This is a genomic window from Dysgonomonas sp. HGC4 (assembly GCF_001261715.1).
GTDB lineage: Bacteria > Bacteroidota > Bacteroidia > Bacteroidales > Dysgonomonadaceae > Dysgonomonas_A.
The window spans coordinates 45,057-67,804 of sequence record NZ_CVRU01000111.1 but is presented as its reverse complement, the minus strand read 5'-3'; the positions used below and the strand labels follow the sequence as shown (position 1 = coordinate 67,804).

Below are 22,748 nucleotides of genomic sequence, written 5' to 3'. Positions count from 1 at the left end.
TGTTTAAGTTGTCCATAATTAGTGTTTTATATTTTTGTTGGTAGAAAAAATATTGCGAAAGATCATTTTTTTTGAAAAATTTTAAAATATATTTCTGACTTGTTCGTCTTCAATTGTAGAGACATGCTGATCATTAAAATTATTCGGAATAACTAATAGAAAAATAGAAAATAATGAAAAATAAGAAATTTAAAAAACTGTGGGGAATTCCCTTATTCATCGCTATATTTGCTTTACTCGTTTGGGCTACCATGTTGTTGTGGAATGCTTTACTACCAGCTATATTTGGTATTGTAACCATAACCTATTGGCAAGCTTTGGGCTTACTTGTATTGGGACGCCTTCTATTTGGTGGTTTTGGACGTGGCGGAGGAATGCACCGTTTCAGGCGTCATCGCCATCATCACGGATGTGGTAAACGAGGAGGCAATGGTCGTTTTGGACGAGGTGGTTTTGATTTTATGTTAGACGGTAACGAACGTTTCGACAGACGTGGCGGAGACCCTTTTCATAGAATGAGAGACAAAATGAAATCGATGACGAAAGACGAACGTCGCGAGTTTTTTCATGACAGATTACACAATCAGCATATCCTTTGGGAAGAGATGCTGGATGATTTTGATAATTTCGATAAAAAAGTAGATCGGGATGACCAACAATGAGCCATCAAAAAATAAAATATCAGATGTTTTTAAAAAGTATCAGGCTCAGTTAAAAGGCTACATCAATAAACGTGTAACTTCTAAAGAGGATGGCGAGGATATTTTACAGAATGTATTTTATCAGCTCCTCAAAACAGATTCACTAATTAACCCGATAGAGGAAATGACAGCATGGTTGTATGCTGTTGCTCGTAACCAGATTATTGACTGGAAGAGAAAACGCAAGGAGGAAGAGATGCCTTACATTACGGCTAGTGATAGTGATGAGGTGTTTATGAACGAGATTTCGAGTTTTCTGTTTGATGAAGAGTCATCAAGTCCCGAGGATGTTTACTTACGTTCGTTAGTTTGGACTGAGCTGGAAGCTGCTCTCGAAGAATTACCGCAGGAACAAAAAGAAGTATTCGAATGGACTGAGCTGCAAGGGTTACCCTTTAAGGAAATATCGGAAACGACAGGGATTGCTGTCAATACTTTGATTTCGAGAAAACGATATGCAGTGCTTCACTTACGCCTGCGACTCAAATCGTTGTACGACGATCTGTTAAATAAATAAAGTTGACGCAAACTTTTTATAGCCTCGATACGATACAGTAATAAATATTTGAATTTATATAGTTTCTAATTTTGTAATTCAGCCGATAAGTGTGGTTCTTATCGGCTGATTTTATATATAAATTTCTATTGATAGCTTAATTTTCAAGCAACTAAATGAATTTTTAGAGTCTTTATTTAGGTTTTAAAATCGGTGTTTATGTATGTTAAAAAGAAATAAATAAGATTTCAGCTGACTGGTTGAAATCGTTCGGTCTCAATTATATTTATACCTTTGTGCCTGATTATAAGTATGGAAGAATAACAACGACAATGTTTTTTTGCCCTTCACTACCCATACTAAACCTATAACCATCAAATTTTATTAAACTATAAAAAGCTTTTTATGCGCTTTCTATAGTTGATTTGACGATCATAGTTTTATAAACGAATTATACAATAGCATGAGATTTTTGTTATTATCATTATTTTTTACTTCTACAATAAGCGTTTTTTCGCAAGTAGGAGTTAATACCGAATCGCCAAAGGCAACTTTAGATATTGCACCTTCAACAACAGGTAATGCCACCGTAGAAGGAGCAATACTTCCTTACCTTACAAGAGAACAGTTAATTTCGAAAGATGCTCTTTACAATCAAACACATAAGGCTACTATTGTTTATGTAACAGATTTATCGGGAGTAATAACACCCAAAACGGTGAATATAACAGGCGTGGGGTACTATTATTTTGATGGTGCAGTATGGCATCCGTTTGTAGTAGAGGCATGGAATAAAATAGGCTCACAATTACCTTCCAATAATAATACTGACGATATATATCAAAGTGGTAAAGTGGTGGTAAATGGTGTATCAATAGGAAAAGTGAATGGTGGCGATGCTGCTTTGACTGTAACTGGCGGCGATGCTCTTATCAATGGAGTAACGGTAGGGCGGGGAGCAGCAAATAATGCGGCTTCGGTAGCCTTGGGTTTTTCCGCTCTGGGTCGAAACTCACAGGGGATTTCTAACACCGCAGTGGGGTCGTACTCGCTCTTTTCCAATACAACAGGATCTTCTAATACGGCAATGGGATCATCCTCTCTTCTTGCTGGAACTACTGGTTCAAATAATACAGCGATAGGTTCTTCTTCGTTGCGTACCAACAGCGTTGGTGCAGGCAATACAGCTATAGGCTCGGAATCTTTGTTTTCTAATAGCACAGGATCTGATAATACGGCGGTTGGTTTCTCAGCCCTTCGTACTAATATTGGAGGTTCGGGCAATACTGCAATCGGCTCTTCTTCTCTTTTAGCCAACAATGGAGGTTCGGGCAATACGGCAGTTGGTTTTCAGTCTCTTAAAACAAATACATCAGGTGCTCGTAATGTGGCACTGGGTTATCAGGCTCTCACCTCTAATGTTACAGGTAGTGCCAACGTTGCTTTGGGATACACTTCTTTATATAGTAATACCGCAGGATCCAACAATTTTGCTGCCGGCACTCAGTCTCTTTATAATAATACTACGGGTAGTGCTAATGTAGCTCTGGGTTCTTCTTCTCTTATGGCTAATACTACGGGATACGAGAATGTAGCTATTGGAATTTCTTCTCTTGCTGCTAATACTACCGGCTATGCAAACATGTCTTTAGGAGCATATGCCTTAGCTTCTAATATTGATGGTGCACGTAATACTGCTGTTGGCTATCATGCATTAGAAAAAAATACGGCAGGTTTTAATAATGTAGCTCTTGGGAGTTATGCACTAAATATGAACGTTTCGGGGAGAGATAATCTGGCTCTTGGTGGAAGTGCATTGTATGCCAATACTACGGGACTCAATAACGTGGCTATTGGGAATAGTGCCTCGCAAAACAATACTACAGGCGAGTATAATATTGCAATTGGTTACAGGGCTTTTATTAGTAATGTTATAGGTTCTCGCAATGTTGTTATTGGTGCAATACCATCTACAACAGCCTATAAGGATGTAAACAATACTACAATGCTTGGCTATGGGACATATGCTTATGAAGATTTTGGTATAGTAATAGGCTCGGGTTCTCAGGCATTGGCAGGATCAACCAATAGTATTGTTATTGGTAACAATGTTAAAGTATCTACCCCAAATACAATAGTAATGGGAAACCCCAATGTGGCGTATGCTATGAAAATTGGTACAGGTACGGTTACCGTCAATTCAGATAAACGAATCAAAAAAGATATAGAAAGCGATGTTCCCGGTTTGGAATTTATCAAAAAACTAAGACCGGTTACTTATCATTATGATTATGAGTCTCTTTCTTCGATACAAGGTACTGCCGATAGTATCAGAGATCGAAAAACTGAGATAGAGCAAGAGAAAGTTGTACGAACTGGTTTTATCGCTCAGGAGGTAGAAGAGGCTGCTCAAACTGTGAACTATGATTTTGATGGTGTATCCGTTCCTCAGAATGACCAAGATGTGTATGGATTAAACTATTCAACTTTTGTAGTGCCATTAGTAAAAGCCGTTCAAGAACAACAAGTACAGATTGATGAGCTGTTAGAGCAAAATAAGGAGCAGCAAGCTCAGATAGCAGAATTGCTTGAGCGTCTTCATCAACTTGTAGTGTCAAAGTAAAATTAATTCTTTCATATAAAATAATAGAAGCCTTTGATCAATCAGAGGCTTCTGTTATTTATAGAGATATATTATGTGTGATAACTGTTAAACTTATCACATATTCTTAACAAAGTTTCCGTACCCGTCAAGTACACTATCGTCATCCAAGCGATATTGGGTATAAGTGGGGTCGATATCTAATACATATCCCCAACTGCCAATAATAAGTGGTAATGCTTTATAGATATTGTTGTTTTTATCAATAAGCATGGCTTTGCCATCTTTCTCTACATAAGCGTATTCGCCCTGAAAGGGTAGGGCTCTGTCATATTCAATGGGAATTGTTAGCTTACCTTTTGTATCAATATACCCGTATTTATATTCTTCCGTTTCGGGGTCTTTTTGCTCAACAACTGTCATTCCAAACCAGAACTCATTGTCGAACTCATAGTCGTTTGATTGTGGAATTACTATCTCTGCTTGTTTATTGATATAGAACTTACTCCCGTTTTCATCCTCAATTAATACCAGATCGGAGTGAGGGGTGAATTGATTTTGTGCACTCCATTTATCCTTTGTTATTTGTTTGATATCAGTATCAAATATGGTAGTTAATAGCCTCTCATTATCATAGATGGAGGCGTATATATAGCCATCTTCTCCAACATTTATCGGATAGTATATCTCAGGTAGTATTACTTCACCCAATTCGTTGTACAAACCGGTTTTAATAGTTTCTCCATTACTAGCTTTCACAATGAACAGATTTTTCAGAGGAGAGTAAATAGAATATTTTTCGAGAGGTATTATTATCTTTTCGTCTCTATCCATCAGTCCTGTTTTATCCGAAGATTCACCTTCATAAACCACATAATACTTGCCCGATATGGTATCTGCTATTTGGTATTTATAGGGTGCAAGTATTCGTTTTTCAATATCCAGTTTATAAGTTTTATAGTCTTGATCGTTCTCATCTTTCTCTCCTTCAAAAAAGAGGTCGTTGAAATGTTTCAACCAAAGGAATTGAGGTTCGATAATCCAATTACCCGTATTGTCTACAACACCATACTTGTAGGTTTCAGAGTCACTGGCTAGATGAAAACCTTTTTTTGAAGACCTAGATAAATCTCTATTGGAAATTGTTTCAGATATCTCTATACTATCTTGTTGTGTTGTATAATATATATCAACGCCTTTGATTTTTCTCTTGAATTGTACCCATGCTGTATAGTGTTGACTTTCTTCGGGGGCTTCAATAGACGATAGTCTCTGAAGCATGTCTTTTTTTAGATCGTCAAACGAAGCGTATTTCTTATTGTCTATATTGTCAATTATTACCTGACTTTCTTTAGCTACTTCTTGAAAATAGATACTTGTGGATGGTGAATAATTAGAAGATGTGCTTTTAGAGGTATGGTCTAATGCCTTACCATTATTGTCGATACCTTGTATTACTATCAGATTGTTATAAACTTTTTCGGATAATGTAAGGCTGGCTTCTCGGTTTTGGATAGAGGTCATTTGTATAGTGCTGTCTTCAACAGACGTCTGCTCTGCCGATAAGGATATCTTTTGTACAGCCGTAGGATAATGTAGCACCATCTTTACTTGCATACTGTCAATAAATCGGGCGTGGTCAAATTCCTGATATTGCTTTAGGAATAATTCTTTCTCGGGACTTTCAATTGTACCATCTGCGTAATATATTTTATGAGCTGTAAGATTAATCAGAGCATCTGGGTTGGATAGGGGGATACCAAAAATAAGTGCAAGGTCGGAAGCATCATAACCACTTCTAAACTCAGACGTTGGAGGTGTTAAGTTTTGAGTGAAGGATATTTTCTGAAAATAATTTGCAAGTTTGGCTTTTATACTATCACCATTTATATGGGTAGGAATAGAAATGGCTGGCTTGTAATCCTCATCCTCGTTACTATCTTCCTCATCCTCGTCTGCCGACATAAGTTTTATACTTTGCAGGCTATGCATGCTTTCTATAAAATCGATAGCTTTTATTTGTTCGTCCAGTTTATCGCGGGCGTCCTCAATACTTTGAATACTTTCTATGTATTTTTTTATGTCCTCTTTCATGTTCTGAGCTTTGGCTCCAGAATATAGGACTAGTAGTGTGAAAATTGTAACAGAGATTCTCTTTAGCATAGTGTGATGTGTTTTTTAACGCTAACAAAAGTAATAAAAAAAATAAAAGAGTAGAAGTTCAATTTCTACTCTTTTGGTTGTTAGTTTATTATATCGATGATATCCGATTGTTGAGACATTGCTCCGGGATTTATACCCTTTTCGCCTTCGGGTATAGGTATGCCCAGCTTCTTGAAATGTGTGACCCAATTGGGCGAATATTCACCCGTTTCCTTCGATTTGAAAGTCATTACATTCAATGGAAATATGGGTACATTATTATTTGCCTTGAGTAGAATGTCATAAATAAGTTCCGAGCAATAATATTGATCGTTGCTGAGGTCGAAAGCATCGTCGTAATCTTTGCCTACCAGTTTCTTTGCTTCTTCCAAAGCTTGTGGTATTAAAGCTCTGAACTGAGGCTTTAAACGTCCGACAACCGATTTTGGAGCACATTTGGCATCCTCTGGGTGTATATATTCCTGCAAGGGTGTTATACGCACTTTAGGGTGTGTGGCTTCAATAACATACACCACATTGGTTGTAGCATCAATATATACAATGCCCACATGTGTGAAATTATAGCCCTCTATGCCTGATGTTACATCTTTTATGGCATCGCCCATATCTCCGTTACAAGATTCCTGAAATATAAGATCTCCGTCTTGAAGACTGTTTCCTACATTGTCATTCGGGAAGAAAGGGGAAAGAAAGATAAATGTCGATAATATAATATTAAGCATCTGGTCTTATTGTTTTATACCTATTTTGTTATTTAGTGTCTTGTCTTCTTCATCTAATAGTCTGATGTCATACAAAATACTTGAGAGTTTCGTTACTCAACGGATTTCTTATCAATACCATTAACTGTTCAAAGTTATCACAAACTTTTGTAACTTCTTCAAATTCGGGTTCAAGACCATAAACTATCTCTCCATGTCGATCGTTTTCCAAGCAAATAGCCAAATATTGATATTCGCCTTTCACCGATAATACAATCGGGAGATGGTTGTTCCAGAATTTCCGTACATTTTCAGATTCCTTCTCACCTGTGTGATAAATTTCGAGACTTTGCAATTCAAAATCGTTCCATGTAAATACATTTTCAGATTCACCATTAAAATCTTCAATTGAGTTGAACCATGTTGTATCGTCGTCTGTGGCTATTAGCTCAAACTGTTTCAGAAAAATCAAGTAATCCTCTGGAATATTCTGGTATCGTTTGAGTATTTCAGCAGGTAAATCTCGAGGGTTTTCTCTATGGATGAAATTAAAACCGCCAATTTCAAGATTTTCTATATAGTTCATTTACTATTTGTTTTCTTCGATTTTACTTCCACAAGTCGGTGATAGGCTTACCTATACATCCGCTTGGCATTTGTATATGTAGCAGTGCAGCAACTGTTGGAGCTATATCTGTCATGTAAACCTCGGTGTTCGACGATCCTTGTTTAATTCCCCAACCCATCCACACCAATGGTATGTGTGTATCGTAAGGATTCCATGTGCCATGTGTAGCACCTTTTAAATCGCTGTCGCTGTACCATCCCGGTTTTAGGATAATTTGTATTTCGCCACAAAGATCTCTGTTATATCCGTTTACTATCTTTTCTTTGATAACGGCAGGAATAGTTGCTTCCGATACCTTAGCGGTTTCTACTACATAAGCCACACCTTCAACTTTTTGCAGATATTGGATAGACGCTTCACGCAAATCTTCCATATCGATAGATGAGTTGATTTGCTTGTAATTATAGTTTACCTGATAATTGTATAAATTATAGACTAGATTATCTACACCAAATTTTTCTGCCAGAAATTTATTCAATCCATTATTGATTGTTTTTACATCCCAGTTTCCTGCGGGAATTTTATTATCCCTAAGGAATTGTCCGTTATGTGCACCACCGTGGTCGGCAGTAAGGAATACAGTATAATTGCCCTTTCCTACTTTCTGATCTAAGTATGCAAAAAAGTCACCTAAGTCTTTATCCAGACGTAGATAGTTGTCTTCCACCTTTACCGAGTTGGGTCCAAACTGATGTCCAATATAATCGGGTGACGATAGGCTGACAGCGAGAAAGTCGGTAACTTGATTGTTGCCCATTTGTTCGTTTTCGATTACTAATTTGGCAACATCCAAAGTCAATGTATTGCCATAAGGAGTGGTGCGGATAAGTCCCAAGCCATTCTTTTTTACCAGATCGGATGTTTTAATTGGGAACTTTACTTTATCGATGCCTTTGAATGTTTCCTCATAGATATTATCATCGCTTGTGCTTTGTACATAAGTATCAATAGGGTAGAGGGTATTCCAATTTTGATCGAGATATTTTTTAGCTACTTCTTTGCTGTTGAATTCTTTCAACCATTTGGGTAGATCGTCCATGTACCATGTACTTGTAATCCAGTTCCCCGATTCTCCATCGAACCAATAAGCAGCGTTGGCAGCATGTCCTGCAGGAAGTATACTTCCTCTGTCTTTAATAGAAACACCTACTACTTTGGAACGAAAATTGGTAGCAAGTTTCAATTCGTCTGTTATGGTGCTGGCTTTCAGATTAAAGGGCGACATTTTTCCGGCAGTTGCATTCTTGTCTTTAGTGCCTACACTGTTTACATTATCGTCTTGTGTGCAATATAGCGATTGCCCCGTAGCCTGTACTATAAAATCGTTGCCTGCTATGCCATGTATAGCAGGAACCGAGCCTGTGTAAATAGTACTATGCCCGATTGCCGTATAGGATGGTACATAATTGAGCATGGTGTTTTCGCACGTGAAACCTTCGTTCAGCATACGTTTAAAACCATTGTTACTGTATCTGTCATAGTATCGGTAGAGGTAATCCCAACGCATTTGATCTACTACAATACCAACTACTAATTTGGGACGGTTTACTTGAGTCTGATTTCCCGATTGGGCAAAAATAGAGAAGGTTGCCAACAAGAGAGGAAATGTAAGAAATTTTTTCACATTCATTGTTTTATGCTTTTTTCGTATAATGATAGATGCGAGGTTTCAGGCTTTAAAAGCTTTTATTTTTTTAATAAAAAACGAGAAACTATGCGTCGTTTAATCTCATGTAAAGTTATGAAAAAAGACACAAAAGGAAGGGAGGCTATCTTGAAAAATAACAGCCTAAAAAGTTAAGAATTTCACTTAAAAATGAAAATAAGGTTACTAAAAAGTTAAAAAGTAGATGACGTTTATAACTTCTCTTATTTTACAATAACCTTAGTTGTATAGATTTCTTTAGAGGATTTTATTCTGATAATGAAAACACCTTTCGAGCGTATAGGCACTGTAACAAAACTTTCTTTTGCTACTTTATTGTAGATGTTTTGTCCCGAAGGATTAAATACCCATATATGCGAACCCTCTGGAATAGAAGAAATAAGAATAGCTTCGCTCGTGGTGGATATAACATAGGAATACCTATTACCATCCTTAGAAGTAGGATTCAAGAATTCAGGATGAGGAGAGCCATGATAATTCCCACCAACAGAAATGCCTGTTATGCAGCAGAAAAATAACACGATGATAATAAGTTGCTTCATAGCTCAAATATGATAAATCCTAAACCTTAACAAATGTAAATAAATAATTCGAATCACCAAAGAAATATACTGATTTAACTCTTGTGCTAGTTTGTAATTGATTGTTTTCTAAATCGTTTTAGCTGAGAACCTTTGTTTGTGAAAGAACAAAGGTTTATATTGGATAAATAAGGAAAGTTGACTTTCTAGTTTCTACTGTTACTTGTTTTTTATGTAATGCCGTCTATTTTTAATCCAATGAATAGCAATGTTAATAGGTTCAGTAGAGTCAGAAAATGTAAGGTTATGACCTAATGTTGAAAATAAGCAGTATTCGTAAGGCTTCCCCTGCGCCTTGAGTGCGTTGAGACGCTCCATTGATAATCCGACTGGTATTTGCACATCCTTGTTACCAAAAAGCCAAAGCCCCGGAATAGAAAGTGTGCAGAGGGCATCGCAAGGATCGGTGTTTGCAAATTGATAACGATCGGCATCATCCCGTACATGTTCGCGTACCTCAGCTTCGGTATGGTTGTCCCAAAAATTAGGCTTTCCTTCCGTGAAAAACTGGAATCGAAGTTGTTCAAGAGTTGGGACCAGAGATCCACTAAACAATACCATAAAATCTACAAGCGAATTGTTGTTTGCGGCAATAGGAATAATCCACCCTGCCTGACTAAAACCAACTAAACCAATAGGTACATCCTTGTTTTGCTGATGAAGTACATTTATGGCGGCGCTTGCATCTTTAGCTAATAGGGTGAGGTTAGCCGAATCGATGTTATTGGTGCCTACTTCGGGACCTGCATAAATTCCTCCCGATTCGCCAACTCCACGTTTGTCATAGGTTAACACCGAAATTCCATTTTTAGCCAAAAGTGATGCAAAACCCTTCGTGCGAGATTCCTGACCAGACCCATGTACAATAACTACGGCTGCATGCGAATGCTGAGGTTTGTAGATTGTGCCAACCAATGTGACTCCCTCACTATTAAAGCTGATATTTTCAGTAATCATCTCTGGCGATTGTGCTTTTACTTCATTGAATGATACTAAGAGGAACAGTAAAAAAAGACATTTCAGATAAGAAATAGAGATACTTCTTACTCTATCAAAGCTTTTAGTGTAGCTTATGGTGTAATTATTTTTGTTCATATATGTCTTTTTATTGAAGGCTGTTGAGACAAAATTGATACTTATACTGTATTGATACTATTTGAATTGCTGTTTGTATTTTGTGAGATAGATATAAGACTGCCTCTTATTGCAGTCTCTCGAATATCAAAGACGAAAATGTTTTGACTCCAATTTTGATACACTCTTCATCCACTCCATAGTTAGGAAAATGGGGCATTGATATAATTCCTTTTTCGAAATTAGAACCTCCGAGGAAGAAGTAAACTCCGGGTATTTTTTGTTGAAAATAGGCGAAGTCGTCATTGGAATAAGGCACTTGTCCATAGCACGTTGCAACAATCTGTTTTCCATAAATATTGCTGAGTATATCTATGGAAGCATTTGTCAGTTTAGGGTCGTTTATAACAATTGGATTTCCTCTTATAAATGAAACAGAAAGTAATTGAGAAGAATACTTTTGGTCTTTAATTACTTGTTTTATAATAGGAATGATATTCTGTAATCTGGCTGAATCTGTTTCATATAATTGAGCATCAATCTGTATTTTGTCATTTTCAGAATGAATTCTAAAATTTTCTTCTGCAATCAGAAAGTCCTTGAAAATAGAGTTCGGGCTTGCCAATCCAATCTCAGGGTCAACAAGCAATTGGAGTTCCCAGGGCTTACTTCCATCCTTTGCTCTAACTAATGAATTGCGGATCTTTGTTGCAAGTTCTTTTGTTTCTTCTTGGGATAGCGTATTTTTAAGTTCTATTCTTACTTCTTTTTGGTAGGCATACATTTCGTTTGGCTTTACCATTATTTGTCCCACTTGTAATGGTATTATATGAAGTCCGTAAATCTCGTCAATCTCAAATTTAGTGAGCAATTTATTGTCAAGCATACCTTTTGCACCTTCAAAGGTTTCCTCTTCCGGCTGAAAAATAAAATAGACTGTTCCTTGTAAAGAGCTTTTGTTTTTTGAAAGAACCTCTGCTATTCCTAATGCAATTGCCAGATGCACATCGTGCCCACAACTATGTTTAGCACCTTGTATTATAGATTTGAAATCAACATTATCAGGAGAATTATCCGGTAAAGCATCCATATCAGCTCGCCAAGCAATCTTTTTTCCTTTTTTATCTCCTTCTAGAATGCCTACAATGGCATACCCGTAGATGTCTGTTTCAACTTGAAAACCTAATTCTAATAGATGTTTTTTTATAACTTCTTGTGTTCTCTTTTCTTCACTCGAAACTTCCGGGTATTTGTGAAAATCTCTTCTAATTTCAATTAACTTGTCTAAAATCTTATCAGTTTCAAGTCGAATAGATTCATGAATTAAGGTTTCACTTTTTTTATCTTGTCCATAAGCAATATTTGAGGCGCAAGAAACGATGGTTAAGACAATCAGCGATAGTATAATTTGTTTCTTCATTGCAAATATCAGTTAATTAGTTCTCTTTCTAAATAAGACGCAATAGATTAAAAAGGTTACATGTTTTTGCAGTGTTTCTCTGAATTAAATTCGCGCATAAAATATGTGTCAGTAAACTATAGTTAATACTTATAGCTTGCTGACACAGTTTATTCAGTTACAGTTGTAGACTTTTTAGAACTTATATTTTAGTTCAAACTCTACGCCTTTCTGCTTAAAGTCTGTTACATACTTGGCTCCTAAGCCCAGATTGTGATAAAAAATACCTCCGCCCATACCTATATAGTTCAATGTGCTGTACGATATGCTTGTATAAGGCATCCACACTTGCTCTTTTCTGATTGATATTTCTTTTTGTATAGGGGTGAACTCGTATTTAAGTGATTGTAATTGATTGTATTGTATGGAAGCATCTATCGCTAAAGTTCCATGTTGATTGTCAAAAAGATTTTTTTTGTAGCTTCGTTTTATTATCCAATCGTTTAATATTGCGTTGGTATCTACTTCTGTTGTAATAGTGTTGAATACTGTATCCGACTGTTTGTATAAATAAATGGGTTTTGAAGGTATTTCTATTTCGTAGGGTATTGGTATTTCTACTAGTTTCTCTATCGTCTCCCCTTTTATGTATTTAATAGATTCTTCTGATTGCGAGGTTTGTCTACCAATTATAAATCCGGATATGAAACCGATGAGTGCGTATATTATGTATAGAGTTTGCTTTTTCATTGGTTTAGAATCTGTTTTGCTCGTTGCCATATTTTATATCTGTCTGTGTATCCGTTATAACCTCCGTTAATAATGCGTGTGATTCGTTTAAAGTTGGCTTCAGAATCACCATCTGCTAACTCGTTTAGCTTACGATTGTGCCACCACCAGCAAGCCGATTTTACAGCATACTCGGGTTCTTTGAGTAGATCGGGTTGGTCTACAAAATCGACACCTAAGGGTAGTCCTCTTATTTCGTTTGTTAGCTTTTGATAGTTGGCTCTTCCTGTTATCTGAATCAACCCTCTGCCTTTAAACTTTATGCCATCACCCTTTTCTGTATTTCCAAGATCAAGCCTGCCTTCGTAAGCTTTGCCCGAAGCTATCTCTTCGTTATAGAAAAGCTGTCCCGATTCGTGCCCAATTTGTGCTAAGAATGCAGCTGCTCTGGCTTGTGTATTGATTTCGAAGAGTGGCATGAATTGATTGAGGTAAGGTAAATATTTCAACCTGTTTTTCTCAGTCGAGAATGGATACATCTTCTTTAGTTGATCGTTAGTTAGTATCATGTTGTTCTGTTTGATGGTTTTCCGAATTCTTGAGTATTTCTGATACTCCTTTCAGTAGATTGTCTTTATTTTCGATGAGTATTACTAGGTCTTTTATGCTTTCATTTATTTTTCGTCTGTCTTTATCCTGAGCTTTTTCCAATACCGATTTTGCTTCTATAAATACCAGAAAGAAACTAGCTAACATCGAAAAATAAGATAGTGGTAATACTAAGGATGCTAGTACATCGAACATAAAAGCAAAGCATAATAGTCCATAATATTGTACCATTTTACTTACCGTACGACGAAATCCATATGAAGTATGTATCTCTCCCAAAAGAGTAGCTTTGCGTAGTCCCGATATGAGGTCTATGATAATGGCTATGAGTACAACTACCCACATAATGATAACTAGTTCTAGTTTGATAGTTAGTACTTCATAATCCTTGTTCAGAAATGAATTAATTAAAAGTTGTGTCATATTTATATAGGTTTATATTTCTACCTTATAGATAAAATAGGGGTGTGGCCTTACGCCTTTTTTAACGAAAAAACTGTGCCGAGAAGAGTAATTTACTTCGACACAGTTTTTAATTGAGGTTGCAGACAAGTTTATGATTTATTCTGCAATGGATCTTTAACCTGAAGTCTTTATATTTATAAGTAAAATAGAACGATGTTTTTACCTTCAGGCTCGGTAGCGAGTACTATATTATTAATAGAGTATGGTTTTACATTGCCTTCTACCTTTTCTGTATTTATAGTAATAGACTCTATCGATTGTGGTTCTAGCTCTTTAGGTTCATCAGTATCTATACTTATGGTTTGTATCCTCTGACTCTCTGCTGCTTTATATTCAGAACTATCTAAGGTTATATTAGAGATTCTTTTACCTGTCAGATCCGTGTTTAGAGGGGGTAAACCATTGTCGAAGTCTGCCATATTACATAGGGTTTATAGTTGTTATTGGTATTCTTAATTGTAAGAATGATCCTACAATGATATCATATGGAGGTATTTTTATACCACTTGCTCCTGTTATTGCATTATAAAACTCAACATGACCAGATGCAATATATTTCCCATCCTCACCTACTGCCATTTCAACAGAAAGTGGATTACTATCTTTTAACAAGCATCTAAGATCATTACTCGCAATATCGAAATAATAAGGCTTTTGTTTATTTTCCCAAAAGGCTTTGTCTGTAGTTTCGGTGCTGTGATTATAATCTTGTTTCCAGCATCTTCGCAAGCGAACATTGGCTGTCGTTTCAAAAGTTGCTGTTGAGTCAGCCAAGAAAGAATCTAATGCTGGTCTTTTAGTTTGCTTGTAGGTAACATACCCTGTTAAGTCGTTCAAATTTGTGGGTTCTACGAAATACCAATAATCTTTTTGTAAATTGCCAGATGTAATTGTGGCAGTAGGAAGTTCACGCATTAAGCGAGCCTGAATACTTTTTTGATTTGACATATCAAGCACCTGAAATACTTCTGGTTGTCCACTCTCATCCGTATATGCAGGTTGTTGTGTTATATTACTGGTTAAAAAGACATTTTTTCGTAATAATACGGAAGATGAATATACTACGTTATTGTATCTTATAGAACTAATTGCATTATATCCACTTTTTGATCTTACAATATAATGAGTACTGGGTTGTAACTTATTTTTTTCGGTAGGGTCTTTAGCAAGTCCATAAGAGCTATCTGGTGATATCCCTGCGAACTCAGGTAGATTATGTATAATGTTTAAGTCCTTTAATTTGCATAATCCTCCAAGCCAAATAATTTTGCTATCAACGTAAGCTTCTGTTCTCTGTGTTACATCGGCTATATTTAAAGAAATAGAGTCATTTTGAATTACTACGTTTTCTTTTGGCATTTCAGCACTTATAGAAGCTGGTATGTTTAAGGCTGTAGTTATAGGGATAACTCTTTGGGCTATATCTGAATGTCCAAGATATATACCTCTTGTTTTGGAGAATTTATCTATTTCACTATCTTTTATAGTAATATAGTCTCCCGATACGGATGTCTTGCTGAAAATCCAGCGACCAGCAGCTATGTCAGTTCCAAAATCATTTATAGTTGGTACTTCTAATCCTTGAGAAACACAGCGAGCAACAAAATTCGCTCTTAATTCACTTTCTGTATTACCTGTTAATGATGTTGCATTTGTTTCATTTCCAATTTTAAATAAACAGTTATTAAATCCATTATATTGAGCTATTGTAGTAGTTGCTACTAAAGATGTTTGGTCGATATTAAAAGTACACCTGTTAAATAAGGAACTTCCAGTTAATATTGCATAATAACTTTCTTCTGCCATAACACAATCAACGAAAGTATTTTGTACACAGAATAGAAAGTTGACAGGATTGCCAATTATATTTCTTACATATGCTTTGCCTTTTTGTATACAGTTAATAACAGCTTTTTCTGCTGGTGATTGTGGAATGGGGTTACCAGAACTAGATAATACTCGCAAATTATCATAGATGCAATTCTTTCCGTAAACACTCATCTTTAAGTTGCTAGGGTTAGTTGTTGTAACTGATTTCCATGTTAAATTTATTCCATGTAGTTGATTATCTGTTGTTTTAAATGGATCTATTATAGTTGATTCTATTGATTGACCAACGATATACGGAATAGCATATAAATATAAATTTTGAAATAAGCCATTGCTTAATACCATATTAGCGTCGCTATTAATTAGTGATTTATTTGCTGGATACGGATTTTCCCTAGTTCCTGTTCCCGTTTGGGTACCAAGTATTGAAATATATTTAGCATAACCAGCTATATTTGCTCCTCCATTTGTTACATAACTATCTTTCCAATCAAATGTTTTCATTTTCTATTTCATTTAATGATATTAATACTCTATTTGATTTGGTGAATAGCGATGCTGTTGCATTGTCAAATTCGACCATGAAAATTCCATCAGCTGTTATTTTCTCGGCTTCATGAAAAGCGGACTGAAATTCTTGCGATTGTTGATTGAACGGCTTTAGGTCATCGATTTTGTATGTTTTTTTTGCTTGTTTTACTTCGTAAATCATAATTGTTATTCTAATATTTTAGTGAATAAATAAACAGTAGCTGTGTTATCAGTACTAGTTCTTTCTATCTGAATCAAAGCATCAACCCCAGCATCTACATAACTGCTGAGGTCTATGCTTATAGTATTATCCTTTAGTGGGACTGGAGTCCAATTAGTAGAAGAATTATTTGCTTTAATTTTTAAGCTGCCCAGATTATTGCCTCTGGCTTCTGTTATTTTCATTTTTTCGCCAATAGGAATGACTTGCTCATTGGTCTCCATAACAATACCTATCCGTCTTTCATTCGAAGCTTTGGCAACAGCCGAAAATGGAATTTTGACAGATTGTTCATTTAAAGGTTTGTTGGGGTCGGAGTCGTATCCGAAAAAGTACGTTGATTCTACGCTTCTGCTGTCTGGCAGATCGCTGATTTTAATAATTCGAAGATTGTTACTCATGGAATTTCTATTAAGTAATTTGTATTTATGATATCGCTTTTTTCGGTAGTTATATACGAAAGAAACTCACTGCCTAGCACCTTTGTCTTTAAAGTATCACCATTAACTTCGAACATGGGATAGATAGAGTTCTTTTCTAGTTTGATCGTTGTTCCATTTACATCACCCATTTGTCCGGTTTGTGCTGAGTAGGAAAGTTTTGCCCCTCCATCTGATCCAAAAGTGAAAAAGCGATCGTGCATTGTTCGGAAAATAACCAAGTATCTTCCCTGCATAGCATATTGAAGCCAGTTCAAAGTCTCTTCGCTCAACGTGCGAACAAAAGTGTTGAGTTCTTGTTTGTATATTCCGTTTCCTATTGTTTCTTTTAGATTGGTTTCGTCTACACGCCCCAATTCGATAAAGGGATTGCTTTTATAGACTTCATCTACATAGCCTGAATTATATAAGCTATCATCTCGAAACTGATATGCCTTAAAATCGTCTATGTTAAGTAGCCAAATATTTGATATTCCCCCTAAATTATATTCTGGAACATTATCGATACCTTTTGTCAATTTATAGGCCATCTTTTTATTGTATAGATAAATTCATTTGTTTTTGATATGTGGTGTGTAAAATTATTTACATATTAATATAGTTTATAATGTAAACTTATTTATATTTGTGGAGTGAAATTGAAAAACAAGCAATGAAAATAATTTATATCTGCCTCGTACAATTAATTTTTATTAGTGCCTATATGAGTTTATACGGACAAGAAAATACAGTCAAAGGGTTAATCAGTGATGAGAATAATGCTCCACTCGCATTTGTGAATGTGTCAATAGCAGGAACTATAGATGGAACAAGTTCCGAAGAAGATGGAATGTTTGAATTAGAAACATCAGCGTTTGGAACAGTCATTTTAAAGGCAACCTTACTCGGGTATGAAGATTATAGCAAAGAAATAAACATACCACAACAAGATAAACTTATAATAGTATTGAAACCAAACGCTAAAGTATTATCAGAAGTTGTAGTTTCAGCAAGTAGCTTTCAATTAAAGGGAGGCTCTCCCGATAATCTCAAAAGTGCAGTTGAGTTGGTTACTGTTGCCGGATCAGATGGCGATTTGTATAAAGCAATGTCTGTTTTGCCTGGAGTACAGGCGGCAGGAACAGATGGTAAATTGCTTGTACGGGGAGGGGAAAGCCGAGAGTCGCAAACCTACATAGATGATATGCATGTGTTGAATCCATATTCTTCGACACCCGAAAATACGGCTGCCAGAGGTCGCTATTCACCTTTCTTATTTGATGGAATCAGCTTTCAACTAGGAGGTTATTCTTCCGAATATTCTCAAGGTCTGTCTAGTATTCTACCATTATCAACTAAGGACGAAAGTCGTGTTTCAAAACTAGGAGCTAGTATATTAAATGTGGGTGCAGGCGCAGGAGGAACTAAATCGTGGGCACAATCTTCAGCCTCTTTTAATGTGGATTATACCAATTTGGGACCTTATGAGAATTTTCTGTATTCAAGAGGTCGTGGGGAATGGATTAAACCTTACTCTACATTATCGGCACAAAATCAGTTAAGATTCAATATAGGAGAAAATTCGGTTCTTAAAACTTATTTCGCTTATGATAAAACCCGATTTGAAAGAGTCACAAAGAATAACTTTTCGACCAATGAACGAAATCTTAATTTCAATGAAGACAATACCTATTTGAATACAACATTTAGAACGAAATCAAAATCAGGATTCAATTTCTTCTCAGGAGCAGCACTTTCTGTAAATGATAAAAGAATAATGGGCGGATTGGTTGCCGAAGACAGGGTAGGGATGAAAGAATCGGAATTACATTTAAAAACAAAAATCTCTAAACGCTTTAGCGATACCTATAAATTGGGTGTTGGAGCTGAGTCGATGATAAGAGCATACAACTTTTCTTATGCCGACACTGCAACCTTTAGTTCGGATATCGACCATTCTATAAACGGACTATATGTGATGAATGATTTTATACTAGCCTCTGATCTGTTTTTGAACATATCGTCCCGATTAGAATATACTTCTATAAATAAATCATGGAATGTACTTCCCCGAATATCTCTTAGCTATGCTTACAATGATTATACTATCTTGGCTACTTATGGTAAATATCAACAGTTAGCAGATCGAGATTATCTCCTGTATAATAATGAGTTGAAGACTGAAATTTGTCAGCATTTTCTTTTTGGAGTACATCATCAATCTAAAAACAAAGTATATCGAGCTGAGCTTTATCACAAAACATACGATAACCTAGTGACTGGAAGTAATTACAACTACAAAGCTTCAGGTAAAGGTTTTAGCAACGGTGTAGATTTGTTTTTTAGCGATACTCAATTCCTGAAGAACTGGCAATATACACTTGCTTATTCGTATAATAATTCGAAACGTAGCTTTCTGAAATATACCGAGAAAGTTACACCCGAATATGTGACTCAGCATAATGCTTCTATTACCTTGAAATATAACCTATTTAAATATAAAACGATATGGGCAGTAACTAATCGGTTTGCAAGTGGACGCCCCTATCACAATCCTAATAAAGCGGGAATTATGAATTCTGAAACTTCGCCTTATAATAGTCTCGATTTTTGTGTAACCTATCTGGCCCATAAAAAGGTGATTGTGTATGCATCGGCTTCTAATGTCTTGAATCGTTCCAATGTATTTGGATATAATTATTCATCTCAAAAAAATAGTTCCGGAAAATTCGATAGAGTAGCTATACAATCGGATAGAAACCAATTCTTTGTAATCGGTCTTTTTATAACGCTTGGAGGGAAAACGGCTTATGACCCATCTACATTCTGAGGTTCAAGACCTCTGTATTATCGTATAAATAAAAACATGATTGAATTAAATCAAACAAAAACACTTAATTATGAAAAGTTTAAAAATCAGTTTATTGTTCTTTTTCACTTTGCTTACTATATCTCTATCTGCTCAATCTACAGATGAAGTATATACTAAAGGTCTGGAGAATGCCATTACTAAAATGGATACAGCAAAAACTATTCGTTCAATAAAACAAGTCCGTAATCAATTTGATCGTATTGCTCAAAAGTATTCCGACCAATGGTTACCTATTTATTATGTGGCTTATAATAATCTGGAAATGATATACCTTAATCCCCAATCAGAAGATAATCTTAATTTGTTAGTTGAGGCTAAAGAGCGATTAAATCAGTTGGAAAAGCTCAAAGGTGTAAACAAATCGGAACTAAGTACCTTATGGGGATACTATTATAGTGCTTTGATTGTGACAGACCCTGCAACAAACGGTGCAAAGTATTATAACGATGTAATGTCTAACTACAAGAAAGCAATAGAATTGGATGCCAGTAATCCCCGCCCTGTTTTTTTACTCGCCTTTTTTGAGCAAAACTTACCTTCGTTTTTGCAATCGGGTAAAGATTATTGTGGAGAATTAAAGAAATCGGAAGCCCTTTACAATGAAAAGAAAAACTTAACAAGCGAAATTCATTGGGGAAAGAATTTTCTGACAATGCTACTCACAAAGTGTCAATAAGATTATAAACCTATCTTACACTATTCAAAAATATATATCTTTATACATTATTAAAGTCTGAGACTTTTTATAGCTTTGGTAAGCACAGTAATAAGCTATTGTCATAGCTGTAAAAAGTTGTAGTAAAGAGACGAAATTACTTATATACAAACAATGGAAAATAACTTTAATGAACAAGATAGCTTGAAGTTAATCAATGAAATGATTACTCAGGCACGCAATAATTTTAGAAAAGGAGCAGGAAACAGCTTTATATTGTGGGGATACGTAATTGCTATATTGGCAATATCAGATTTTATTCTTCTGCAAGTTCTAGAGCCCGCTTATTATGCTAATTATGTATGGCTTATAACAATACCTGTGTTTATTGGTAATTATTGGAATGAGTCTCGAAAAGCTAAAGAAGCACTTGTGATTACCCATCTCGATAGGGTTGTAGGCTTTATCTGGTTAGGTTTCTTTATATCGAACCTATTATTTATCTGCTCTATATTTTTTATTGCCATTAATTGGAATACATATATTCCATACCTGTTTATTACTCCTATAATAATGATTATGGTTGGGTTGGCTCTATTTGTTACAGCAAAAGTGTACCGCTTCAAACCTTATTTCTATGGAGCTTGTATCTTTTGGTTGGGAGCAGTTTTATGCGTTTTACAATACTCATTCATCAAGAATATTGATTTTGAGTTTATTATATTATCAGTATCCATGATTTTAGGTTTTGTTATTCCCGGACATATTCTAAATCGAAAAGCAGAATCTAATGTTTAAAGAACTCGATCCGTTATTGCATTCTCAATTACGATTGGCAATAGTATCATTACTATTGTCGGTTGAGGAAGCCGATTTTGTCTTCATTCGGGAAAAGACGGGGGCAACAGCAGGTAACCTGAGCGTGCAGATCGAGAAGCTAAGTGAAGCCAAATACATTGAAGTCCGCAAATTTATAGATGGTAAAAGACCTCGTACTGTTTGTAAAATAACCAAAAATGGTATTGCAGCTTTTAATTCGTATGTACAAGCCTTGCAGGATTATATCAGCAAAAAGTAAATTCTGAATATATAATAAAACGAGATGAGACGAATCGTAGTATTTCTCGATTATGTGACAGGCAAAGGAAGCGTAAGGCATACTCAAATATGGTTTGCTATTGCTGTTATTCTTACCTCATATACAGCTTATGGTATATTGGCTAGAGGTGAAGATACGGTTTCTAATGTTGCTATATATTCTATAACCGCTCTCTTGGGATATCTGTCAGTAGTTTCCTTAGCCTTTCGTAAGCCAATATCAGGAAATGTTTTGGGTATAACCGCCAATCTGGGCGAAATGTATTCTCAACTTCAATTCCGCAATATAGGATTAGTATTTAGTGCAGGATATTATCTGCTTTTTCATGTTGTAGGACTTATTACATGGACTAAAAAAGAGAATCAGGATGAAGAAGGGAGGGTGAAAACAACAGCGACTAATCAAGGGTTCGTCATTTTTACTATCATATCGGGTATAGTTGGTTGTGTTTGTTTGTATCTATATGGTTCGCAATGGGGCTTAATTAGTCAAGATCAGCCATTACTTCTCTATCTAAATATCCTTGCCTTTGTAGTGGGAATTTTGTCTCAAATGATAATGATTTTGCGGAAACCTTGGGCATGGTATATGTGGCTTACCTCCAATGTTATTTGGTTTGTGTTAAATCTGATGTCGGGTAATTATATTTTTATGGTTCAATCAGTCCTCTATGAATGGAACTGTATTTTGGCAATCTATATCTGGCATAAAGAATCTAACCAATAAACTCAACTTATATACAATAAAAAAGACCTTTTACCTTTAGAGTAGAAGGTCTTTTGTATTTTGAGCAAAAAAGAGTCTAAGGCATTAATCTTCGTCCTCTTCGTCGTATTTGTCTAGCTCAGCCTCATAAAAGCCTAAAGCTTGTTCTATCAAATCCTGCATAGCTTCTTCTTCAACTTCCGATCCATCAAGAATCTCAAACTCTTCACTATCTACATCTAGAATAAAACGAGGTTTTTCGGTATGTAGCACATAAGTATTTTCGGGATACTCCTCGTTGTCGGCGATCAAAAATCTAGGTAATTCCATCTTATCTGTATTTAATGTTTATTACTGCAAAAGTAGAGATTTATATTATAAATAAGTTGTTCTTTTTCATAACTATTTATGCTTTTTGAATTTTAAAGGAGAAGGAAAAGAGCGTTTTTCTAGATTTAAATGTTATATTTGCATAAAATTAACACAAAAAGGTCGCGTTTCAATAATTATTTTAACTTTACGAATTTCCCCTTGTTTGTTGTTTATTTTTACTCTTTAGGCTGAAAAAACTCTATTAATAACTCATTCCTATTTTATTAACTA

24 protein-coding genes are annotated in these 22,748 nt (G+C 35.6%); 8 read left to right on the top strand and 16 right to left on the bottom strand.

What is annotated here, in order from left to right; translation table 11 throughout:
* The first annotated feature begins 173 nt into the window (after nucleotides 1–173).
* The 3 genes from HGC4_RS18685 (at nucleotide 174) to HGC4_RS11385 (ending at nucleotide 3,820) form a co-directional block, all read left to right on the top strand.
* Nucleotides 174–662 (top strand): hypothetical protein, encoded by a 489-nt coding sequence (locus HGC4_RS18685; protein WP_050710261.1) that lies wholly within the window; start codon nucleotides 174–176, stop codon nucleotides 660–662.
* Nucleotides 649–1,218, top strand: coding sequence for an RNA polymerase sigma factor (locus HGC4_RS11390; protein ID WP_050710260.1), 570 nt, complete (start codon nucleotides 649–651; stop codon nucleotides 1,216–1,218). Before HGC4_RS18685 ends, HGC4_RS11390 begins: the two co-directional genes overlap by 14 nt.
* 442 nt (nucleotides 1,219–1,660) lie before the next feature.
* The gene (locus HGC4_RS11385; protein WP_050710259.1) at nucleotides 1,661–3,820 is read left to right on the top strand and encodes a tail fiber domain-containing protein; all 2,160 of its coding nucleotides are present in this window, start codon (nucleotides 1,661–1,663) and stop codon (nucleotides 3,818–3,820) included.
* A gap of 96 nt (nucleotides 3,821–3,916) precedes the next feature.
* On the opposite strand, the gene HGC4_RS11380 is transcribed toward HGC4_RS11385, so the two are convergent.
* The 15 genes from HGC4_RS11380 to HGC4_RS11310 all read right to left on the bottom strand — a co-directional run bounded on the left by HGC4_RS11380 (nucleotide 3,917) and on the right by HGC4_RS11310 (nucleotide 17,365).
* On the bottom strand, nucleotides 3,917–5,962 hold the full coding sequence (locus HGC4_RS11380) for a WG repeat-containing protein (RefSeq protein ID WP_050710258.1): 2,046 nt from the start codon (nucleotides 5,960–5,962) through the stop codon (nucleotides 3,917–3,919).
* Between the two features lie 80 nt (nucleotides 5,963–6,042).
* On the bottom strand, nucleotides 6,043–6,684 hold the full coding sequence (locus HGC4_RS11375; RefSeq protein WP_050710257.1) for a YiiX/YebB-like N1pC/P60 family cysteine hydrolase: 642 nt from the start codon (nucleotides 6,682–6,684) through the stop codon (nucleotides 6,043–6,045).
* Between the two features lie 67 nt (nucleotides 6,685–6,751).
* On the bottom strand, nucleotides 6,752–7,249 hold the full coding sequence (locus HGC4_RS11370) for an SMI1/KNR4 family protein (RefSeq protein WP_050710256.1): 498 nt from the start codon (nucleotides 7,247–7,249) through the stop codon (nucleotides 6,752–6,754).
* A gap of 22 nt (nucleotides 7,250–7,271) precedes the next feature.
* Complete coding sequence (gene pafA / locus HGC4_RS11365; protein ID WP_050710255.1) at nucleotides 7,272–8,921, bottom strand: alkaline phosphatase PafA; 1,650 nt, start codon at nucleotides 8,919–8,921, stop codon at nucleotides 7,272–7,274.
* A gap of 239 nt (nucleotides 8,922–9,160) precedes the next feature.
* Nucleotides 9,161–9,499 (bottom strand): T9SS type A sorting domain-containing protein, encoded by a 339-nt coding sequence (locus HGC4_RS11360; protein WP_050710254.1) that lies wholly within the window; start codon nucleotides 9,497–9,499, stop codon nucleotides 9,161–9,163.
* A gap of 198 nt (nucleotides 9,500–9,697) precedes the next feature.
* A complete protein-coding gene (locus HGC4_RS11355) occupies nucleotides 9,698–10,633 on the bottom strand; it encodes an alpha/beta hydrolase family protein (RefSeq protein WP_050710253.1) in 936 nt (311 codons plus the stop codon).
* Between the two features lie 106 nt (nucleotides 10,634–10,739).
* Nucleotides 10,740–12,032 (bottom strand): M20 metallopeptidase family protein, encoded by a 1,293-nt coding sequence (locus tag HGC4_RS11350; RefSeq protein WP_050710252.1) that lies wholly within the window; start codon nucleotides 12,030–12,032, stop codon nucleotides 10,740–10,742.
* Nucleotides 12,033–12,206: 174 nt separating this feature from the next.
* Nucleotides 12,207–12,791: a hypothetical protein gene (locus HGC4_RS11345; RefSeq protein WP_157258244.1), complete on the bottom strand. Its 585-nt coding sequence runs from the start codon at nucleotides 12,789–12,791 to the stop codon at nucleotides 12,207–12,209.
* Nucleotides 12,758–13,309 (bottom strand): glycoside hydrolase family 19 protein, encoded by a 552-nt coding sequence (locus HGC4_RS11340; protein WP_050710250.1) that lies wholly within the window; start codon nucleotides 13,307–13,309, stop codon nucleotides 12,758–12,760. Before HGC4_RS11340 ends, HGC4_RS11345 begins: the two co-directional genes overlap by 34 nt.
* Nucleotides 13,296–13,772, bottom strand: coding sequence for a phage holin family protein (locus HGC4_RS11335; RefSeq protein ID WP_050710249.1), 477 nt, complete (start codon nucleotides 13,770–13,772; stop codon nucleotides 13,296–13,298). The genes HGC4_RS11340 and HGC4_RS11335 overlap by 14 nt, the downstream gene beginning before the upstream one ends.
* A gap of 176 nt (nucleotides 13,773–13,948) precedes the next feature.
* The gene (locus tag HGC4_RS11330) at nucleotides 13,949–14,233 is read right to left on the bottom strand and encodes a hypothetical protein (RefSeq protein WP_050710248.1); all 285 of its coding nucleotides are present in this window, start codon (nucleotides 14,231–14,233) and stop codon (nucleotides 13,949–13,951) included.
* A 1-nt stretch (nucleotide 14,234) separates the two neighbouring features.
* Complete coding sequence (locus tag HGC4_RS11325) at nucleotides 14,235–16,148, bottom strand: hypothetical protein (RefSeq protein WP_050710247.1); 1,914 nt, start codon at nucleotides 16,146–16,148, stop codon at nucleotides 14,235–14,237.
* Nucleotides 16,135–16,356, bottom strand: coding sequence for a hypothetical protein (locus tag HGC4_RS11320; RefSeq protein ID WP_050710246.1), 222 nt, complete (start codon nucleotides 16,354–16,356; stop codon nucleotides 16,135–16,137). Before HGC4_RS11320 ends, HGC4_RS11325 begins: the two co-directional genes overlap by 14 nt.
* A 5-nt stretch (nucleotides 16,357–16,361) precedes the next feature.
* A complete protein-coding gene (locus HGC4_RS11315; protein ID WP_050710245.1) occupies nucleotides 16,362–16,796 on the bottom strand; it encodes a hypothetical protein in 435 nt (144 codons plus the stop codon).
* Nucleotides 16,793–17,365, bottom strand: coding sequence for a hypothetical protein (locus tag HGC4_RS11310; protein ID WP_050710244.1), 573 nt, complete (start codon nucleotides 17,363–17,365; stop codon nucleotides 16,793–16,795). The genes HGC4_RS11315 and HGC4_RS11310 overlap by 4 nt, the downstream gene beginning before the upstream one ends.
* Before the next feature lie 173 nt (nucleotides 17,366–17,538).
* On the opposite strand from HGC4_RS11310, the gene HGC4_RS11305 reads away from it, so the two are divergent.
* The 5 genes from HGC4_RS11305 to pnuC all read left to right on the top strand — a co-directional run bounded on the left by HGC4_RS11305 (nucleotide 17,539) and on the right by pnuC (nucleotide 22,166).
* Complete coding sequence (locus HGC4_RS11305) at nucleotides 17,539–19,644, top strand: TonB-dependent receptor (RefSeq protein WP_255349832.1); 2,106 nt, start codon at nucleotides 17,539–17,541, stop codon at nucleotides 19,642–19,644.
* A gap of 70 nt (nucleotides 19,645–19,714) precedes the next feature.
* Nucleotides 19,715–20,362 carry a hypothetical protein gene (locus HGC4_RS11300; protein WP_050710242.1) on the top strand — a complete coding sequence of 216 codons (648 nt, stop codon included), beginning with the start codon at nucleotides 19,715–19,717 and terminating at the stop codon, nucleotides 20,360–20,362.
* Between the two features lie 153 nt (nucleotides 20,363–20,515).
* On the top strand, nucleotides 20,516–21,139 hold the full coding sequence (locus HGC4_RS11295) for a hypothetical protein (protein ID WP_050710241.1): 624 nt from the start codon (nucleotides 20,516–20,518) through the stop codon (nucleotides 21,137–21,139).
* A complete protein-coding gene (locus HGC4_RS11290) occupies nucleotides 21,132–21,419 on the top strand; it encodes a winged helix-turn-helix domain-containing protein (protein ID WP_050710240.1) in 288 nt (95 codons plus the stop codon). Before HGC4_RS11295 ends, HGC4_RS11290 begins: the two co-directional genes overlap by 8 nt.
* 24 nt (nucleotides 21,420–21,443) lie before the next feature.
* On the top strand, nucleotides 21,444–22,166 hold the full coding sequence (pnuC, locus tag HGC4_RS11285) for a nicotinamide riboside transporter PnuC (RefSeq protein WP_050710239.1): 723 nt from the start codon (nucleotides 21,444–21,446) through the stop codon (nucleotides 22,164–22,166).
* A gap of 84 nt (nucleotides 22,167–22,250) precedes the next feature.
* Here the strand turns inward: pnuC and HGC4_RS11280 are convergent, their stop codons facing one another.
* Nucleotides 22,251–22,475: a hypothetical protein gene (locus HGC4_RS11280; RefSeq protein ID WP_050710238.1), complete on the bottom strand. Its 225-nt coding sequence runs from the start codon at nucleotides 22,473–22,475 to the stop codon at nucleotides 22,251–22,253.
* Between the last annotated feature and the right edge of the window lie 273 nt (nucleotides 22,476–22,748).

Bases quoted from the DNA above. Each gene is read 5' to 3' on its own strand.
- HGC4_RS11325 (WP_050710247.1), bottom strand. From the start codon at position 16,148: ATGAAAACATTTGATTGGAAAGATAGTTATGTAACAAATGGAGGAGCA.
- HGC4_RS11290 (WP_050710240.1), top strand. From the start codon at position 21,132: ATGTTTAAAGAACTCGATCCGTTATTGCATTCTCAATTACGATTGGCA.
- pnuC (WP_050710239.1), top strand. From the start codon at position 21,444: ATGAGACGAATCGTAGTATTTCTCGATTATGTGACAGGCAAAGGAAGC.
- HGC4_RS11380 (WP_050710258.1), bottom strand. From the start codon at position 5,962: ATGCTAAAGAGAATCTCTGTTACAATTTTCACACTACTAGTCCTATAT.
- HGC4_RS11305 (WP_255349832.1), top strand. From the start codon at position 17,539: ATGAGTTTATACGGACAAGAAAATACAGTCAAAGGGTTAATCAGTGAT.
- HGC4_RS11375 (WP_050710257.1), bottom strand. From the start codon at position 6,684: ATGCTTAATATTATATTATCGACATTTATCTTTCTTTCCCCTTTCTTC.
- HGC4_RS18685 (WP_050710261.1), top strand. From the start codon at position 174: ATGAAAAATAAGAAATTTAAAAAACTGTGGGGAATTCCCTTATTCATC.
- HGC4_RS11280 (WP_050710238.1), bottom strand. From the start codon at position 22,475: ATGGAATTACCTAGATTTTTGATCGCCGACAACGAGGAGTATCCCGAA.
- HGC4_RS11345 (WP_157258244.1), bottom strand. From the start codon at position 12,791: ATGGCAACGAGCAAAACAGATTCTAAACCAATGAAAAAGCAAACTCTA.
- HGC4_RS11320 (WP_050710246.1), bottom strand. From the start codon at position 16,356: ATGATTTACGAAGTAAAACAAGCAAAAAAAACATACAAAATCGATGAC.
- pafA (WP_050710255.1), bottom strand. From the start codon at position 8,921: ATGAATGTGAAAAAATTTCTTACATTTCCTCTCTTGTTGGCAACCTTC.
- HGC4_RS11360 (WP_050710254.1), bottom strand. From the start codon at position 9,499: ATGAAGCAACTTATTATCATCGTGTTATTTTTCTGCTGCATAACAGGC.
- HGC4_RS11335 (WP_050710249.1), bottom strand. From the start codon at position 13,772: ATGACACAACTTTTAATTAATTCATTTCTGAACAAGGATTATGAAGTA.
- HGC4_RS11310 (WP_050710244.1), bottom strand. From the start codon at position 17,365: ATGGCCTATAAATTGACAAAAGGTATCGATAATGTTCCAGAATATAAT.
- HGC4_RS11350 (WP_050710252.1), bottom strand. From the start codon at position 12,032: ATGAAGAAACAAATTATACTATCGCTGATTGTCTTAACCATCGTTTCT.
- HGC4_RS11355 (WP_050710253.1), bottom strand. From the start codon at position 10,633: ATGAACAAAAATAATTACACCATAAGCTACACTAAAAGCTTTGATAGA.
- HGC4_RS11340 (WP_050710250.1), bottom strand. From the start codon at position 13,309: ATGATACTAACTAACGATCAACTAAAGAAGATGTATCCATTCTCGACT.
- HGC4_RS11390 (WP_050710260.1), top strand. From the start codon at position 649: ATGACCAACAATGAGCCATCAAAAAATAAAATATCAGATGTTTTTAAA.
- HGC4_RS11315 (WP_050710245.1), bottom strand. From the start codon at position 16,796: ATGAGTAACAATCTTCGAATTATTAAAATCAGCGATCTGCCAGACAGC.
- HGC4_RS11330 (WP_050710248.1), bottom strand. From the start codon at position 14,233: ATGGCAGACTTCGACAATGGTTTACCCCCTCTAAACACGGATCTGACA.
- HGC4_RS11385 (WP_050710259.1), top strand. From the start codon at position 1,661: ATGAGATTTTTGTTATTATCATTATTTTTTACTTCTACAATAAGCGTT.
- HGC4_RS11370 (WP_050710256.1), bottom strand. From the start codon at position 7,249: ATGAACTATATAGAAAATCTTGAAATTGGCGGTTTTAATTTCATCCAT.
- HGC4_RS11300 (WP_050710242.1), top strand. From the start codon at position 19,715: ATGAAAAGTTTAAAAATCAGTTTATTGTTCTTTTTCACTTTGCTTACT.
- HGC4_RS11295 (WP_050710241.1), top strand. From the start codon at position 20,516: ATGGAAAATAACTTTAATGAACAAGATAGCTTGAAGTTAATCAATGAA.